Below are 17,517 nucleotides of genomic sequence, written 5' to 3' on the forward strand. Positions count from 1 at the left end.
AGGAAAATGGTATTTGAGAGGTAAGTATTTACTGCTATTTAATTTTAACGTTTGATAATGCGCTATCTAACTTAGTGTAAAGTGCCAAATGGCCTGCTTTTAGACCTTGTTTGTTTACTTGTTTTAAATTCTTAGCGGCTAGGGCTAAACTGCCCATTTGCATATGAGTCTCGGCTAACCGTAATAAATATATTGGATAATGAACATTACTTTCTTTACCGTCCATATAAGATAATGACGCGAGGTAATAATTTATTGCAAGTTCATATTTACCTGCAAGCTGATATGTCCGCGCGAGGTTTCCTTGCGCAATAATTATTTTAGTTTGATGGTCGCTATTACTTATCCAATCTAACGCTAGCTTTCTAAATTTGGCTGCTTTGTTAAAATCTCCCCATGCATGTAAAACATTTGCCTTATTTGAATTTAGCTCAAAATTAAAAATAGCATCACGACTTTTGCTGTAACGATTACCCACACTAAGTAATATTTGATAAGCGAGCTCTTTATTACCAAATACATAGTGCAAATTTGCCAGCTCAACTAACCGTAAGGGATTTTCGAATGCTTGATACATGTCTTCTAGTTTAGCTATCGCTTTATCTGCATAAACTTGCGCTAATTCATTATTATCAGAGCCATTGAGCGCTTTTGCATAGTAAAAGTAGAGTTGTGATTTAAATACCGATGGTAAGCTTTCGTCATCAATAAGCGGCTCGATTTGCTTAATTATTTGATTGTAATTTAACGTATCGTAGAAATAATCTAACTGATAAGATTTTAATTTATACCAATTTGTAGACTTTGGTTGTGCTTGTAATAAGTTGTTTGATATTAACTCTAAACAATTTTCAGCTGCTTGGTTTAGGCAGTATTGCTCGTGATCGCTAAAGTGCTCAGATGAATAGGCTGGCTTGGGCATAATACACATAAAAAAAGCAACAGTAATGCAAGTCTTTATCATTGGTTCTAAAAAAGTACTTAATACAGAAAAAGTGATACATCAATTAAAGCATATTTGCATAAAATTATTAACAAATATTACTGAATAATTAATCTACTAAAACTAATTATCAGCGGTAAAATTTTAACTTACACTGTTGTGGTGAGTTTTATATTGGAAGGTGACAAACGTAAAAGGCTGGCAATTACGGCGATTAAACCGCAACTGCCCAAGCATCTAAAGTATATTGATTTATATACCCTCACTAATGCTAGGTTAGCATCAGTATTGCTTGCATGGTAATTAAGCTACTTTTTTAAGTGCTTTTTTTAGCTTACCAATTTTAGATTTTTGCTTTGCTACTTTTTCTTTACGCGCATTGATTTCTTTTTTAATTGATTTAACTTCTTTATTTACTGCTTTAGCTTCTTTCTTAGACATGAATGTCTCCTTTTTAATTATATAACTCGTCATTGCGAGAGAGGCACTTTATGATAAAAAAGAACTAGATGATACACGCCAACCAGTTCTTCACGAAAGATTCACACAACAGAAATAAAAATGAAATCAATTAGCTGCAAGTAAATAACTAAAAAATTTCGCATTCAAAAGTACTAAAGTAACAATAAACTACCTAAGCCTAAGAAAGTCACAAAACCGACAATATCAGTCACTGTTGTTAAAATAACCGAACCAGATAAAGCGGGATCGATTTTCATCTTATCCAGAATCGACGGGATCACAACGCCAGACACAGAAGCTGCTATTAAGTTAAGCAAAATAGCCACGGTAATGGTAATGCTAAGCATCACGTCTGCAAACCATAAATAAGTAAGCAAGCCAATAACCACAGCCCAAACACAACCATTTACAGCACCAACTCTAAGCTCTTTTTTAAGCAGTGCTTTTCGGTTTGAATCTGTCACCTGCCCCAGCGCTAGGCCCCGCACGATTACGGTTAAAGTTTGGCTACCGGCAATTCCGCCCATGGAGGCGACAACTGGCATCAATACAGCTAACGCTACAACTTGCTCTATTGTCGCGCCAAATAAACCAATAAACCATGATGCTAAAAATGCAGTAGCTAAATTTATACCTAACCAAATGCCACGGTTTTTAGCACTTTTACGAACACTGGCAAACAGGTCTTCGTCTTCGCGTAAACCACCAGCTTTTGCAGCGGCTTCATCGGTTACTTCTTGGCGTAACCCATACGCTGAGGTAACTTTTAATCGCCCCAACAATTTATTATCGACATTTACAACCGGCATTGCCATTTTTTCGCTGTGGATCACCACTTCTGCCGCTTCATATAAGTCATCGTCTGCATGCAGCGAAGTGACATCATGATTGGCAAAGCTCAATAACGAATCGGAATCTTGTGCTTTGAGTAGCGCATTTACTGACACCTCGCCAATCAATGTACCTTTACGACTTACTAAATAAATAACCTCTGTATATTGAGGCAGGCCTTTTTGCAGAATTTTTTTCGCCCCGCCTACGGTTAATTTTTCCGATACTTTTAAGGAATCAAAATCAAGCCAATGGCCCAATTGTTCTGGTGAATATTGTTGCGCTAATTCATACTGTCTTGTTTGTACTTCATCTAATTGGCGACGTGCATATTCAACAAAACGCTCAGGGATCACTTCCTCAAGCTCAAGCAGCTCTTCAACACTTACTTCATCAAGTAACTTAAAACCGTCTGCTTCATCAAGGCTCTGTAACAACCAACGACAACTATCTGCACCTAAGTTTATAAATATTTCGTGCTGAGTGTCTTCATCAAGTAATTGCCAAATATCAAGACGCTGCTCTTTTGGTAACGCCTCAAATAATAATGATAAATGTTCGGTTGAGAGAATTTCTTTAGCATCAGCTAAGAGCTTGTTTTTACGCTCTGTGGTATCACACTGTAAAAGCTCATCAATAAGCTGGGGAAGTTGATCTACTGGATACTCAATCATTATGAGACCTTGAAATTAAATGCTTTGTATCCAGTTTACCTTAGCTGAAAAAAATAGTTGAAAAAAATGCCTGCAGATCTTAAAAATCTGCAAGCATTTAAAGTTATCAACTTAACAACTACTTAAACCAGCCTTGCACTCGTTCCATCAATAGGTAATTAACAGGCACTAATAACAAAGTGATAAAGGTTGCAAAAATTATCCCAAAGCCAAGGCTGACTGCCATTGGGATTAAAAACTGCGCTTGGGTGGCTTTTTCAAACAATAGCGGCATTAAACCGATAAAGGTCGTTAAACTCGTTAACATAACAGGACGAAAACGCGATGCACCCGCCATTTTTACAGCTTCCAGTAATTCGCCGCCTTCACTGCGCTTTTTATTAATAAAATCAACTAATACCAGCGAGTCATTGACCACAACTCCGATCAAAGCCAGCATCCCTAGCAAACTCATAATAGTTAGATCCATGCCCATGATCCAATGCCCTACAACAGCACCTATCATGCCAAATGGGATCACACTCATTACTATAAGAGGCTGTAAGTAAGATTTGAATGGAATCGCTAATAATCCATAAATAATAAAGAATACAAAAACCAGCGCCCATGCAAGCGAGCCAAAGGATTCTCGCTGCTCTTTTGCTTCTCCTTCGAGAGAGTGACTAACACCTGGGTATTGTTGTACTAATTCATCCAGAAACACTTTTAAGTCAGCTTGAAGCACCGTCATATTAGTGTTGTTTTTTTCGATATCAGCAGTCACGTTCAATGTACGGTAACGGTCGATACGGTTAATCGTCGATGGACTTTGCCCCGGAACTAACGTTGCCACATGTGATAACGGTACTGTGCCACCGGTTGGCGTATTAATAAGAATATCTTTTAAATCAGCCACTGAGCGACGCTCATCAATGGGTAAGCGCACCATAACTCGTACATCATCACGACCACGCTGAATACGCTGTGCCTGCGCACCAAAAAATGAATTACGCACTTGCTGTGATACATCAACACGATTTAAACCCAGCGCTAAGCCCTGCTCTGTTAGCTCAATTTGTAGCTCTTCTTTACCATCGGACATGCTATCAGCAATATCAAACACCGTTGGGTAAGTCGCTAAACGCGTTTTAACATGCTCGGCCACTTCTTGTAGCGTTGATAATGAAGTTGCTGTGAGCTGAACATCAATTGGATCAGAACTACGGCCGATTTCAGCCCTAAAGGTTAAGCTCTCAGCACCTGGGATCACACCAATTAGTTCACGCCATTCGCTGGCAAGCTCTCGCGAGCCAATATCTGAATCGCGCTTTTCAGCAGGGGTTATTTCAAAACGTACACTGCCTGAGTTAGAAGCTCCGCCACGTCCACCAGTCGTTGCTAAAATATTTAAAATAACGCTTTCGCCACTATCTTTATCACGATACTTGTCTTGTAATTGACGAGCCTTATCAGACATATCAATCACGTACTTATTAGTTACTTCAAATGGAGTGCCTGTAGGCAATGTTAAATTAACGCGTACCGTTTCACTTGGTATGCGTGGGAAAAAGATAAACTTAGTCCAACCACTGGTGATCATGGTTAAAATAATCAAAAAAATCCCAACAAATAAACTTACCGTGGCAAGTTTATGGCGTAGAGCCAGATTTAATAACGGTTGATAATACTTTAAAATTGCAAGCTCAAACCCGTCAGCAAAACGCTGTTGGAATTTATCAAATTTAGAGGGCTCGCCTTTTTCATGGCGCAGTTTTATATATTTTAAATGGGCGGGTAGTACAAATTTAGACTCAATCAGTGAGAATAATAATACCGGGATCACCACCACAGGAATTTGAGCAAACAGTGCGCCTCGGCCACCTTCAATAAACGCCAGCGGTAAAAATGCAGCAACGGTGGTTAATACACCGAACGTGACTGGGGTTGCTACTTCTTGAGTACCAAGAATAGCGGCCTGCTCTCCTGATTCTGCGGTTTTCAGGTGAGTATAGACATTCTCACCGGTAACAATGGCATCATCAACAACGATCCCTAACACCAAGATAAAGCCAAATAAGCTCATAATATTGAGCGTTACACCAAATAATGGCATGGCTAAAAATGCGCCCATAAATGACACGGGTATGCCAATGAATACCCAAAAAGCGATAGCAGGTCGTAAAAATAGCGTCAATAATGCCAGTACCAAAATACCGCCTTGCAACGCATTGGTGGTTAGTGTGGCAATACGGCTTTTAACCAGCTCGGAGTCATCATCCCAGTAACTTAAATCAAACCCTTGTGGTAATTTATTTTGCTGACCTTCGATATATTCTTTTACTTCATCGGCAACCGTAATAGCGCTTTGTGGGCCAATGCGATAGACATCGATAAAAGCCGCTTGCTTACCGTTAAAACGTGTACGTACAGGAGTTTCTTCAAAATCATCGCTGATAGTTGCAATGTCACCTAAGCGAATAATTGTGCCATCTTTTTGATTTTTAACAGCAATACGAGCAAACTCATCTTTACGATATGCCTGCCCTTTAGAGCGAATAAGCACATCGCCCCCTTCTGTTTTTAAATTTCCTGCAGAGATGTCAGTACTTGAATTTGATATCGCCCGTGAAATATCACTGAGACTCAAACTATACTGGCGCAGTGTATCTTGGCTTACTTCAATGGCCAGCTCATAATCGCGTACGCCACTGAGTTCAACTTGAGTCACACTGGGTAGACGCAGTAATTGATCGCGAACCTGCTCAGCGTATTCTCGCGTTTCTTTTTCACCGTAATCACTGGAAACAGTAACGGCAATAACTTCTCGCTTACGCTGAGCTAAAGCGACGACTGGTTTTTCAGCGTCAGCAGGAAAGGTATTAATTGCATCAACTCGGCTTTTTATATCAGCCAATAGCTCTCGAGGATCGTAGCCACTATCAACTTCAATGCTCACTGAAGCTGAACCTTCAGACGAACGACTTGAGATTTGTTTAATGCCCTCTAAGTCTTGTACTGATTCCTCAATACGGATTGTTACCCCTTGTTCAACGTCTTCTGGGGTTGAGCCTCGTAAAGAGACACTAACGCTAATACGGTCCGTTTCAAATGATGGAAAAACCTCTAATGGTATTTGTGTGGTAAGGCTAAATAAACCTGCAAAAACAATGCTAATGAGCAATAAGTTTGCTGCAACATGGTTTTTAGTAAACCAAGCTATCATGCCTTATCTCCTTGCAGACGTGCTGCTTTGCGCTTTTGTATAAGTTCTTCTACGGTGATCCCTTGTTTTTTGGCCATCGCTTCTAGCTGCTCACGCGAGGGTCTTTTACGGGCAGGTTTCTCGCTTTCTTTTTCAGCTTCACCAATGACTTTAACGCCAGTGCCTGAGCTAACTTGCCCAAGTGGTGTAAGCACCAACTTATCACCACTTTTTAAACCCTCGGCAATAATTGCTTGCGTAGCATTTTGCCACGCTAAACGAATATTTTTACGCTGTAGTACACCTTGCTCAACAATATAAACATACGTGCCTTGATAAATGGCACTGTTTGGAATAACTAATACATCAGCAACTAATTTGCCACTGATTTGCGCTTTAATATATTGACCAATTTTAATAGGGTATTGATTTTGAGCCGTTGCTTTATAAGGATCGTTAATTTGCGCAACAACATAAAGTTGCTGTGCATTTTCGTCAATTGCGCCCTCAGTCCTGGCAACTTGTCCTTGCCATTTTTGTACGCCAACTAAGTTAGAGCTAAATTCAACGACTGAGCCACTAGCGTTGTTCATGCCATCTCTAAATTGCTCTGGTAAATCAATAAAAGGTAAGTCTTTATTTTTAATTGGTAGACGTATCTCAACACTGTCGATGGCATAGATAGTCGCTAATTGTGTGTTGTTACTCACGACCTGACCAAGATCCACATTGCGGCTTAACACACGCCCTGCATAAGGGGCTGTTATTTTAGTGCGCTCTAAATTTAAGTTCGCTTTTTCAAGTTGTGCTTGCGCTGAAAGTACTTGTGCTTTAGCTGCTGCTAGTTGTGGTTCGCGTAGCACTAAATTACTTGCTTGTTTGCCATTACCTAAACGCTGCCAGTCAACGATAGCTTGACGACTGCGTGCTTGCTCTTCTTGAAAGCCTTGCTGTGCTGTTAGCAAGTTGGCTTGGGCTGATTTTACTTCTGCTCGGTGATCTCTATCATCAAGTTGTAAAAGTACATCGCCTTTTTCAAAAAAACCACCTTCCCTAAATTGTTCGCTACTATCGATGATTTGCCCTGATGCTTGCGCCACTAAAATACTTTGTGTACGCGGTTTTACAGTCCCAAAGCTATCGATCATCACTTGATACTGCTGAGGCTGTAACGCTTGCACTGTGACGCTAATTTTAGCTTTAGGTGGTGAACCAAAGCGCTTTGCCTCTGGTGGATTTGAGCCAATAAACATCACTAACAAGGCCGTAGCTGCGATTATGGCCGCAGGGATAATAATTTTGGTTTTTTTGATATTCATAATTATTGCTCAGTTGATTCGTTGGTTGGCTGTGAAAAATCGCCACCAAGGGCAATATGGAGATTAATTCGGTTTATGATTAGTTGATTCTTAATTTCAATCACGGAGCTTTGCGCGTCAAAAGAACGGTCTTGCGCATCAAGCACTGTGGTATAAGTTACTAAACCATTTTGATATTGTTCAAAAGAAAGTTGCTCAGCTGCAATCGCATTTTCTTGCGCTTTAAGCGTAGCTAAGTAACGTATTTGCAAAGATTGCTCTTGCGAAATAGCCGTTTCAACCTCGTTAAATGCATCATATAAGCTCGCTAGGTATACTTGCTCTTGGCGTAACATAGATAAACGCGCCGCTTCTTCATTAGCACTGAGCCTACCTGCATCAAAAAGCGGCATAGAAATACTGCCTACTAATGACCATGCTAAACTTGATGGCGAAAACAAATCACTCACCCGCGCAGTGCTATCCCCTAAAGTAGCGCTAAGGTCTAAACTTGGAAAACGCTGTTTATGGGCATAGGCTAAACTGGCGTCTGTACTTAATAACTGATACCAGCTAGCCATCAAGCTCGGCTTACGCGTTATCAGCTCTGAAGGTAAACCTAAAGGGATAGATTTATTTAATAAAGGTAAATCAGCCTCAACACTTAATGCACCGCTTGGGTAATTCCCTGTTAGGCGCTCTAAGGTGCGAATTGCTTGACTGAGTGTTGCTTGTTGACCCGCAATACGAGAACGTTCCGTATTGAGTTCGTTACGCGTTAAATAAACATCAAGTGCATCATTTAAACCTTGACGATAACCCGACTCAATAATCGCTAGATTTTGCTCAGCGTTTTTTTCTCGTTGTTGATACAACGCCAATAATTTTTGTGCCGCTATAACATTAAACCAACTACTGACAACATCGCCGACTAAACGCTGCTTAGTTTGTTCAAAACTTGCTTGCTGCGCTAAAAAGTCCAGATTTGCCTGACGCTGTGCATCTGAAAGTTTGCCCCATAAATCAACTTCATAACTAAGCGTTAAGTTTGCCGAACTCGCATTGTTATAGCTAACAGGGCGATTATCTTTACTTCGACTGGTACGCATAGATAAATCTAAGCTCGGCCACAAAGCCGCGCCCGATGCAATTAATTGCTGTTGTTTAATTGCAACGTCATACCCTGATTGCAAAATTTGCTGGTTATTTACAAGCGCTTGCTCAACTAATGCAAATACGTGCGGGTGTTCTAGTTGCTGAAGCCAATTATCTTCAACCTTTAATGCTGAAGCCTTGGCTTGTTGCCATTGCTCAGGGGTGTTTGCTATATCCTGCTCTCGCTCAGTAGGGTTAAACTGATTGCTGCATGCACTGAGTAGCAAAACACTAACCGCCACTAAACTCGGCTTAAATTGCCAAATCATATAAAAACCTGAATTACTTCTATTTATGAGTGTAATTCAAGCACTGCCAGTGAGATAGCTCAACTGACTTTACATAACATTACACAAATAAAACAAAGGTCACGATAAATCGCAGGTTTTGGGGGTTGAACTGGGGGTAAAAGAAATAGAGTTTATCTAAGGCCCATAAAAAGCCTTTGTTGCTTGTAGTAATACCAATCAGCGTAGATATGGGGTCTATTTAATGACAAGAAGATTGCGCTATAACTAGGCAAAAATTTTTAACGACATTATACCGTGATTTAATTCGTTAGATTGTTCAAATATTTGTGCAGATTGGTATAAGCACGGACTTATGAGGAACTTTCAGAGGTTAAAAATTAACACCGCTGAGATGTTAAAATAGATGGTATCTCCTTGCAAACCACTCGTTCAGCATATTCCAAAAAAAGCCCCGCAAATTCAGGGCTTTAATATAAATGGTGCCTCGACGCGGCAAAAAATTGTCTGGAACAATTTTTAACATCCGACGGATGGCCCGTAGGGCAAAATACAGGGATGTATTTTGTAATCGAACGTAGTTTGAGACCGCTACCGAGCTTATATAAACTTCAGATAAAAAAAAGCCCCGCAAATGCAGGGCTTTAATATAAATGGTGCCTCGACGCGGAATCGAACCACGGACACGAGGATTTTCAACCCACCTGCCAAAACACCTAAAATACTGTTTTTCCTAAACTAAATTACAAAAATATTCCTATAATTTTCGTCTGGTTTATATTACTACGTTAATTTATTTAAAATTTCTTATTTTTTATATAGTTATAAAAAAATTTAAATAATTCAACAATCCTAACCTAGAGATAATGCCCGTTTTAATGCTATTTTTCAATGCTTTGTTTTACGTTAGTTTTGCTATTCGACTGCGGGGCTAAAGTGTTAACTTGTGAATAGCCGCGTCTATAAACCCTTTTAGTTGTCGACACATTAGAATGCCCGAGCAGTTCAAATGCTTGGTTTATATTTTCACAATCACTTGCCACTTTCGCTCTTAAATCTCTTTCTTGAAATCGTTGCGCTTTGTCTAGTTCACCGATGTTAATTGCTTCTAGCATGGCTTTATTCCAAGCCGTTCTGAGCCCATCAGGTGTTAATGGTTTCTCAAGACGAGCATTTGCATGTGAAGCAAAAAAATACCAATGAAATAAAGGTGCTTTGCTTTTTTCTTTTCCACGATAACCATTAATTTCTTTAAGATCTGCAATAATGAGCGCCACATGCTCACAGTAAGCAAATTGCATTCTATTTTTGTTCTTAGATGTATGCACCCTCAAGCCAGTGGTTTCATCCCAATCTTTACTACTCAATTTAAGCATGTCAGTTTGCCGTAGTCCTGTAGCGAGCTTTAATTCAATATAAAGCTGTAACCAGCGAGGGCAATACTTATGAAAAATCGCAACTTCTTCATTTGTAACTAACTTATCTCTAGGCTTTTCTGGGTTACGTATAATACCGTGAAATGGCGTACTATCGATTATGCCCCAACGCACAGCATGAGTCATAATGGTACTTAGTAGTGCAAATTCTCGATTTGCTCTTACTGGAGCTCCTTCACGCGCTCTGAGATCTAAATATTGATATGCATGGCGAGCACGAAGCATTAAGGGGTTCATGTGCCCAAACCTTTTGAGTAGATGCTTGGCTGCACTTAAATTGCTTTTGTGAGTGGTTTCGGCTTTTGTTGGTGAAATTTCTTTTAAGTAACGGTCAATCAAGTCACTAACTGTATGGCATTCAAAGTTAATCTCAGCGTAAGCGTAATAATTTCGAAAAGCTTCATTAATACTTTTACCTAGGCGAATATCTTTTTGATCTTTGCCTCTTAAATAATAGGTTTGTGCTTTTTTATTGAAGATCATACCTCTGGGTAGATTTTCATTTTCTGGTGAACGCTTTCTACCCATCGTATTAATCCCCTAAATTCAGCTCACTGTCTTTAAGAGTAGAACGGCTTTTCGTTGATTGCCATGTAGAGCTAGCGCCAAGCTCAGCTTCAATGGTTTTACGTAACACTTTAGGCCAACCAAAAGCATCTAAGGTGAAGGTTATACGCATGGTAGTAAGTTGTTCGAGCTGCTTCTGGCGTTGTTTTCTGCCTGTAAGCTCCGCAACTTCATTTTTTGAAAGGAATAAATTCATAGGTTTCTCGCACAATAAGATGTACCTGCCGTTTTTAGCAACAGGTAATAATCAAAATAATTTTATTTTCCAAACTGAACTCACACGAATGTTTGGATTAGTATTTCACTATTTGATAAGCACACTCACTTAATGGGTGGCTACTTAAAGCACGATGACCAACGGCCTCGCTATTGTAGGTCTAGCTGATTTCTCTATATTTCAGCTGTTTTCACTATAATTTGCCATTATTTAAAAAGCAAATCTTTTTTAAGCCTAAATTACCCCTGTAGTTTTATGTTCTTAGTCCCTGCTAAATTGAAATTTAAATCTTCTAAGGCGCTCTCTTTTGTGTGGCCTATACCAAACTCCATTGTAGAGGCTATAAAAGTATCAACCTGAGATTCTGTATTTATTTCTTTGCTGCCTTTGTAACACAAAAAAACATTTTTCGTTGTCATGTAAAAATACTTATGCATACTGGTAACACCTTATTTATTAAAAACATAACATTGCCATGCAAGGCTAAACTATGCTCAAGTTAACTTTACTACTACTTTCACCATTACTAATTTCTTTCTGTATTGTTTTATTTTTTATTAGCAATGAAAAAAATTTAAGAAAAAGAGTTCTTTTCACGCTTAGGCTGCACCCTGAACTTGGGCTCATGAAACAAGGGCTTTTTTGGCTTTCTATTATCACCCCAATTTTATATTTTCTCACTACAGGCTACTTAGCTTGGAATGGTCGCGAGGTTTTATTAACTGCGGCAGGCTTCAATAATTTCATTGAAATTTCTATTTTACCGGTTACTTTACTCTCTTTATCACTTCCTTTATCCATCTTAGTAAGTCGTTTACATGCAACAGAGCAAACTGCTGAACAAATAAAAATAACAACCTACAAAAATAATATTGATACATACAGATCACATCGCCAAGATTTATTTTCTTATTTTGAGCAAATCGGTGAGGTAAATTATTTATCAACAATAAATATAAAATTTAAAGCGCACCCTCGCTTATATAAGAATTTTTTTAATGGTAAACCTGAACATGGTCTTCCAATTCCAAATAAAGATTTATTCGAATATGTTAGATCCAACCTACAAACAGCAAGATTTGGAATTGATGCAACTTTAAGTTCAGGAAATTTAAATACGGCTATTGATTTTTATTTAAATGCAAGCAGCGCAATATTTAGAATTGCTGAGTGCCTAGGTGTACCTGAAGTATATAATGATTTGGCTGAAAAAGGAGTCCTCGTTCCAGTTAAAATAAAAGAGCAGCCAGACCTTAAATCTGTATTAACAGCAGGAACTACTACTACTGAAATAGTTGCAGCTTTTCGAGTATTAAAGTCTTTTTATAAAAACCTATGCGACTTTGCTGGAGTAGATTCTAACGTCATACCGCCTGAGCATATGAAATATATCGATTCTGGAATGAAATATTTAACTATAAATGATTTCCCAATTATAGAACAACTACAAAACCGCATGATTAAAGACCTAATTAAAACAGAATAATATAATTTTTGATATTATCACCGTCCCAAATAGATAACAGTTATTTGCTCTCGACTATGCCCAAGCTCATTCGATATTTTTAACCTAGTCTCTCTATCTATGATCTTTTGTTCTGGAGTTAGCTCTTTGCTTGTTAGGCCACCATTAATTGGGGGTTGCCAGCCAGTTAATTCTAAATAGCGCTGCTGTGCGTACATGTGCCGCAAACCATGGTTTTTATCAAGGCCAACTCGGCTTGTTTGCCATTCATAGCTTTTTAATTGTTGTTTGTAATTTCGATCAGTTCTGATCAGAGCACCGCCGCCGACAGTTTGTTGAATTTCAGCTAATAACGCTCTTTGTGCATCGGTTCTAATTTGAAGTGTTCTGGGCCTTCCGCCTTTTGTCCATGATGATTTTAAAACTAACTGATCGCCACGTAATGCATAGTTAGGTCTAAATTTTATAGCCTCTTCTCTGCGTAAACCAAACTCGCGCTGTAGCTTTAGTGATAGCTTTACAAGGTTGTCAGTGATTCTTTCAAGCTTCACAGAGTCCAGCTCTTTACCTTTTGATTCTGTTGGTATGTATGACCGTTTTTCTAAATCCAGCGTGATTGCTTGATTAGAGCCATTATTAGATTTTGGTAACATTGAAGACTTGCCAACTTTTTCAGCCCACCATCTGATATGACCCATGCGGTTTTTAATCGTGCCAGGCGAAAGCTTTTCGGTTTGCCAACGTTCTACTAAGTAATTTACATGCTTAGGTTTTAACGAATTAACCGATTGCAGTCGGTAGCCCCCCTCTTTTAGCTGTGAGGCTATTTGAATCAGGCATTTTTTACGTCCAGCTTGAACGCTAAAACTGCCGTCTTGGTTTCGAAGGATTAAACCTTGTAACTGGTATTTTAAATTACTCATAAGTCACTACTTAACGGAGAGTTAAAATAACCTGTTATGCACTCAACTAACTAATTGAACTGATATCCAAATGATAAGTTTTAAATGCCAATTGCACGTTGGAGCGTACAATTTTCGTATAAATACGAACAAAGGCACAAAGTTCAAAATGGCCGAAATAGCCTCGCCTTAGTTGTTTCCCACTTGGGCGTACAAGATAAAGCGCTATACAAAATGTGCTTAGCACAGGTTAGTTAAGTGATAACAAGTCTCCTATTTTTTTAAGCCGCTAAAGAGCTATTAATACTTCACAAAATCGCTAATACAGCGAATTTTAGGCGAACAAACGCCAAATAAATTTTTAGTTATTTTGAAGATTAAATGCCTATTGGCTAATAGCTACACACGTTTGTAGCTTTTCGAAATGACAAAGCTGAAAGCTTTGTGCTAAAGATACGATGACCAATGGCCTCGTTAAGTAAGTAACCTGATAGTGGCATAACCCGCCCATAACTTCAACAAAAGTAATAGACCTGTTGGTACGGTTGGGTTTGCCCACCGCGTCACTCCCCTATTGCTTCGCGGGAGTGACGCGGTTCTTTTAACTTTACTAGGCTTCATCTTCACCTAGCCAATCTAGTGCTGAAGAAAGCTCAACTAAATCATGATAATGACTTTTTGATATTCTATCGAAAGGTTCACTGCAATAGATATATTTCAGCCACAATATACCAGACTGCCCTTTCGAAATATCATTGTTATATGTAGTCGATGATTCATTCTGATAAAGTTCTGAAGCTGCACTTTCTAATGCAGTAGGTGAATCGTCTTTTGAGAACGAAAAGTCAAGAAAACCCGAAAAGCCAGAAGTAACGTCAAAGAATTGGGAGAATATTTCTTGCAGGTAATCAGAGTAACTAAACTCGTACAAACCGCTCGGATATCGATTCGGTCTTGTATATTTATATGCTTTCAGAAATTCTGTAATCTCTTGCGGCTCTAACCACATTTTAAGAAGTACTCCTCTATCACTTACAAGCTCAACCAAATAATCATTTAAAGTCCATTCCTTACCATTTTCTTTAAACCGCCTGAATTTACCTAAAGCAATATCCTCAAATAACTCATTATCGATCTCTTTAATACAATGTAAAGTCGTAAGCATTACTAGATCTATAGCTGAGTTATTTGGCAAGTTTTCTATAGTTGCAATAATCCTATCTGCTATCTGAATTGCAGTTCTAGCAGGTACTTGGAATGAATCTAGGACGATAGCGATATTCTCTAGGCTGCTAGTAGCTTCATTATTGTATGGTAAAACTTTTATGCATTTAACAGTGAGATAGTCATGAGAAAAAACATATGAGTCGCAATGAACATCTAGGAAGTTACTTAAATTTGGTGATTTCAAACTAAAACGGCTATTAAAAAACCTTCCTAAATATAACCTAGCATCAAACCCGACGCCATATACTGACTTAACAACATGCTGAAGCTGTTCCGTATCTGTAGCTACAACAAATACAACACCAGGTATATCAAATATATGTTTAATTGTTTCAAGCATTTCAATAGCATAACTTGGCCGACAACGATCTAATTCATCAATCAGAATAAATGCAGGAAACGAAAGCTCTTTTGCATTAACTGCAACTTTGACCCACTCTAAAACTGCTTTTTTTAAGCTCTCGATAGCTTTACCTCTACTATCATGCTCTTTAAGCAAGTAACTAACAGCCTCTGAAGCTGCGTTGCTTAGATCTATGGGTTTAGTTTCATCACTATTGTCATCCGTATCTGAGCTTCCTAAAAGATCTAATATATCAACACCAATGACCTTTTTTGATATTCCTCAGGCCAATCCTGGGGCAGCAGCTTTCAATAGCCCTAAAATTTTGGGGGGAACTTTTATTAAATCAGAGTCTTTTCCGGATTGCTTTCGAAGTGAAGATATTATTGCTGAAAAAACAGTCATCAGAGGGTCATCTGAATAATCTTTTTCCCATGCATCTACATAAACAACTGGATAATTATTTGCCAAATCACTTTCCCATATTTTTAAAAAGAAGGTTTTACCAGCTCCCCACCCAGAATTGAGATTTATTACATAATTTCGCTTTTCTTCATCTTTTCTACTTGGGTCAAACCCCTGTGAAGATAAATAGCCTGTTAAAAAATCAGCATATTTTGCTCTATTTAACCTGTCTTTTGGAAACAGCTTTCCGTCAATTATTAAGCTTTCAGACCAATCAATTATTATTTTTTTTGACATTTAATTTCCTAAAGCAGACTGATTTATCAACATTTTATTTATTATCTAATAATTATTTAAAGGTATCACCAATTAAAACTATAGAATAATTAACTTAACTACAAATAGAGCTGATTTAAATAGCTGTAGGCAAAGCTATCACTAAGTTAAAAGTTAAATTAAGAAAGTTACTAAACATCCAACTTATCGCTAAATAGTAGGTTAGTTAACTTCAAATATGCTAAAAAATATCAATTACTGCCTTTAAATACCTATAAAAAATGGATTCATGTCATTCAGGCACGGGTTATCCCTACCAAACGAGGCAGTAAAAAATAAAAAAGAACTAAGTTATGGGATCTCGATAACGCTCTATCGGCGCTGAGGTTGGTACTTTTAGCTGTTGTTTGCTCGACAATTTAACTTTAACTGGTTTAATACAACTAAAGATAAGTTTAACTACTTTACGTACTTTTTCTCGTACTACTGACAGTAAACCCACCTCAAGCATAGTCTCTATCAATGATTTAACTGTCATATACGCCCAGCCTAGCTTATTGGCTAGCTGTGAAATGCTTTGTTGGTATGTATCACGTTTATTTCGGCTAGCGATTTTACCTGCTTTAATTTTGCTAGTGATCAACGCTTGCAGCATAAGCATTTTATGTTGATGGCGTGAGTCATAACGACTTTTTGAATCAAATAAGTGCAGCTGTACTGGGTATAAGCGTAGTGTATGGCTCGATTGTTGTTTATTAAGCATCTGCGTATAGCTTTGCAATAAACGATAGCCAAGCGGGTGCTTTACATTTAAATGCAGTGTGCGGCTATAGCTCGATTTATTGGGTGTTTCTATCAGTAGTGGCTCTTTTTCATCTTTTAATGGCTCTAGTAAGCTTTTAAGGGCGTTTTTAACTGCATTAATTGAATAAGCCAGATGCTTAGCCACAGCTGATGCCGATGAATTAAATTTACCATGTTTTGCATGATGGTATGCGATATGTCCCAAAACTAATGTTTGAGTATCGGATTTTGTTACGGCTAATACTTCAAGCGCAAAAAATACTTGTTTCTTTTTGCCACATTGATCTGCAACTGTATTTAGGCCTGATGAGAAATTATTTTTAAATTTTCTAGTCAATTGATATTCGACTGGAACATTAGATAGCAATTTTTTGGCTTACCACTAGACACAGGATTACCCTACAGCTAAGATAGCCATATAAACATAGTCAATTGTTTATGAAAGCCGCGTTAGAAACTTAAGTCGCCAAACTTAATCTGAGTTTCTTTATCGCGGTTTTTTGCTTTCTGGCGTTCGCAAAGTCGCCTCCGTCTGTTATGACGAAAACTAGGTATTTTTGTAGGGAAACTATGTTTTAGTAGGAAAAGGCATTTCAGATATTAGCGCTAGGCTAGAATAAATGGTGCCTCGACGCGGAATCGAACCACGGACACGAGGATTTTCAATCCTCTGCTCTACCGACTGAGCTATCGAGGCACTTAAACAGTGCTAATTAAATGTTTAAAACACTTAATTTAAATAAATGGTGCCGACTAACCGAGTCGACGGGTAACTTAAACAGACTACTGATTACAAGTCAGCATCTTTTTCAAACTACCTTTATAAATGGTGCCGACTAACCGAGTCGAACGGTTGACCTACTGATTACAAGTCAGTTGCTCTACCAGCTGAGCTAAGTCGGCACACTAAACTGTGTGCTAAGGCACTTTATCAATTTTAAAGATTGATAACTTTTAATAAATGGTGCCTCGACGCGGAATCGAACCACGGACACGAGGATTTTCAATCCTCTGCTCTACCGACTGAGCTATCGAGGCACTTAAACAGTGCTAATTAAATGTTTAAAACACTTAATTTAAATA

The 17,517-nt window shown here is 38.4% G+C and carries 14 protein-coding genes and 3 tRNA genes; 1 reads left to right on the forward strand and 16 read right to left on the reverse strand.

Going from position 1 to position 17,517, the window contains the following annotated elements; genetic code table 11:
• Positions 1 to 34: 34 nt before the first annotated feature.
• The 9 genes from HJP15_RS13790 to HJP15_RS13830 all read right to left on the reverse strand — a co-directional run bounded on the left by HJP15_RS13790 (position 35) and on the right by HJP15_RS13830 (position 11,449).
• Positions 35 to 922: a tetratricopeptide repeat protein gene (locus HJP15_RS13790; protein WP_054206739.1), complete on the reverse strand. Its 888-nt coding sequence runs from the start codon at positions 920 to 922 to the stop codon at positions 35 to 37.
• A 324-nt stretch (positions 923 to 1,246) separates the two neighbouring features.
• Complete coding sequence (locus tag HJP15_RS13795) at positions 1,247 to 1,384, reverse strand: hypothetical protein (RefSeq protein WP_167349699.1); 138 nt, start codon at positions 1,382 to 1,384, stop codon at positions 1,247 to 1,249.
• Positions 1,385 to 1,557: 173 nt separating this feature from the next.
• Positions 1,558 to 2,910, reverse strand: a complete 1,353-nt coding sequence (locus HJP15_RS13800; RefSeq protein WP_054206738.1) for a magnesium transporter — start codon at positions 2,908 to 2,910, stop codon at positions 1,558 to 1,560.
• Between the two features lie 118 nt (positions 2,911 to 3,028).
• Positions 3,029 to 6,112 (reverse strand): efflux RND transporter permease subunit, encoded by a 3,084-nt coding sequence (locus HJP15_RS13805; RefSeq protein WP_054206737.1) that lies wholly within the window; start codon positions 6,110 to 6,112, stop codon positions 3,029 to 3,031.
• Entirely contained in the window at positions 6,109 to 7,410 is a 1,302-nt protein-coding gene (locus HJP15_RS13810; protein WP_170174006.1) for an efflux RND transporter periplasmic adaptor subunit, read from the reverse strand. The genes HJP15_RS13805 and HJP15_RS13810 overlap by 4 nt, the downstream gene beginning before the upstream one ends.
• Positions 7,411 to 7,412: 2 nt before the next feature.
• Positions 7,413 to 8,813, reverse strand: coding sequence for a TolC family protein (locus tag HJP15_RS13815; protein WP_054453218.1), 1,401 nt, complete (start codon positions 8,811 to 8,813; stop codon positions 7,413 to 7,415).
• A gap of 860 nt (positions 8,814 to 9,673) precedes the next feature.
• The gene (locus tag HJP15_RS13820) at positions 9,674 to 10,756 is read right to left on the reverse strand and encodes a site-specific integrase (protein ID WP_170174007.1); all 1,083 of its coding nucleotides are present in this window, start codon (positions 10,754 to 10,756) and stop codon (positions 9,674 to 9,676) included.
• A 4-nt stretch (positions 10,757 to 10,760) separates the two neighbouring features.
• Positions 10,761 to 10,991, reverse strand: a complete 231-nt coding sequence (locus HJP15_RS13825; protein WP_170174008.1) for a DUF4224 domain-containing protein — start codon at positions 10,989 to 10,991, stop codon at positions 10,761 to 10,763.
• Positions 10,992 to 11,251: 260 nt separating this feature from the next.
• Entirely contained in the window at positions 11,252 to 11,449 is a 198-nt protein-coding gene (locus tag HJP15_RS13830; RefSeq protein ID WP_170174009.1) for a hypothetical protein, read from the reverse strand.
• 53 nt (positions 11,450 to 11,502) lie between these two features.
• Here HJP15_RS13830 and HJP15_RS13835 point away from each other — a divergent pair, with 53 nt between their 5' ends.
• Entirely contained in the window at positions 11,503 to 12,498 is a 996-nt protein-coding gene (locus tag HJP15_RS13835; RefSeq protein WP_170174010.1) for a hypothetical protein, read from the forward strand.
• Positions 12,499 to 12,515: 17 nt separating this feature from the next.
• On the opposite strand, the gene HJP15_RS13840 is transcribed toward HJP15_RS13835, so the two are convergent.
• The 7 genes from HJP15_RS13840 to HJP15_RS13865 form a co-directional block, all read right to left on the reverse strand.
• The gene (locus HJP15_RS13840; RefSeq protein WP_170174011.1) at positions 12,516 to 13,400 is read right to left on the reverse strand and encodes a phage integrase N-terminal domain-containing protein; all 885 of its coding nucleotides are present in this window, start codon (positions 13,398 to 13,400) and stop codon (positions 12,516 to 12,518) included.
• A gap of 589 nt (positions 13,401 to 13,989) precedes the next feature.
• Positions 13,990 to 15,105 (reverse strand): KAP family P-loop NTPase fold protein, encoded by a 1,116-nt coding sequence (locus tag HJP15_RS13845; protein WP_249365868.1) that lies wholly within the window; start codon positions 15,103 to 15,105, stop codon positions 13,990 to 13,992.
• A 126-nt stretch (positions 15,106 to 15,231) separates the two neighbouring features.
• On the reverse strand, positions 15,232 to 15,651 hold the full coding sequence (locus HJP15_RS21960) for a P-loop NTPase fold protein (protein ID WP_249365869.1): 420 nt from the start codon (positions 15,649 to 15,651) through the stop codon (positions 15,232 to 15,234).
• Positions 15,652 to 15,976: 325 nt separating this feature from the next.
• Positions 15,977 to 16,771 (reverse strand): hypothetical protein, encoded by a 795-nt coding sequence (locus HJP15_RS13850; protein ID WP_170174012.1) that lies wholly within the window; start codon positions 16,769 to 16,771, stop codon positions 15,977 to 15,979.
• A 284-nt stretch (positions 16,772 to 17,055) separates the two neighbouring features.
• A tRNA-Phe gene (locus HJP15_RS13855) sits at positions 17,056 to 17,131 on the reverse strand.
• A 130-nt stretch (positions 17,132 to 17,261) separates the two neighbouring features.
• Positions 17,262 to 17,337 (reverse strand) — tRNA-Thr (locus tag HJP15_RS13860).
• Positions 17,338 to 17,396: 59 nt separating this feature from the next.
• Positions 17,397 to 17,472, reverse strand: a tRNA-Phe gene (locus HJP15_RS13865).
• Positions 17,473 to 17,517: the final 45 nt, after the last annotated feature.

Source organism: Pseudoalteromonas sp. NEC-BIFX-2020_002 (assembly GCF_013002825.1).
Lineage (GTDB): Bacteria > Pseudomonadota > Gammaproteobacteria > Enterobacterales > Alteromonadaceae > Pseudoalteromonas > Pseudoalteromonas neustonica.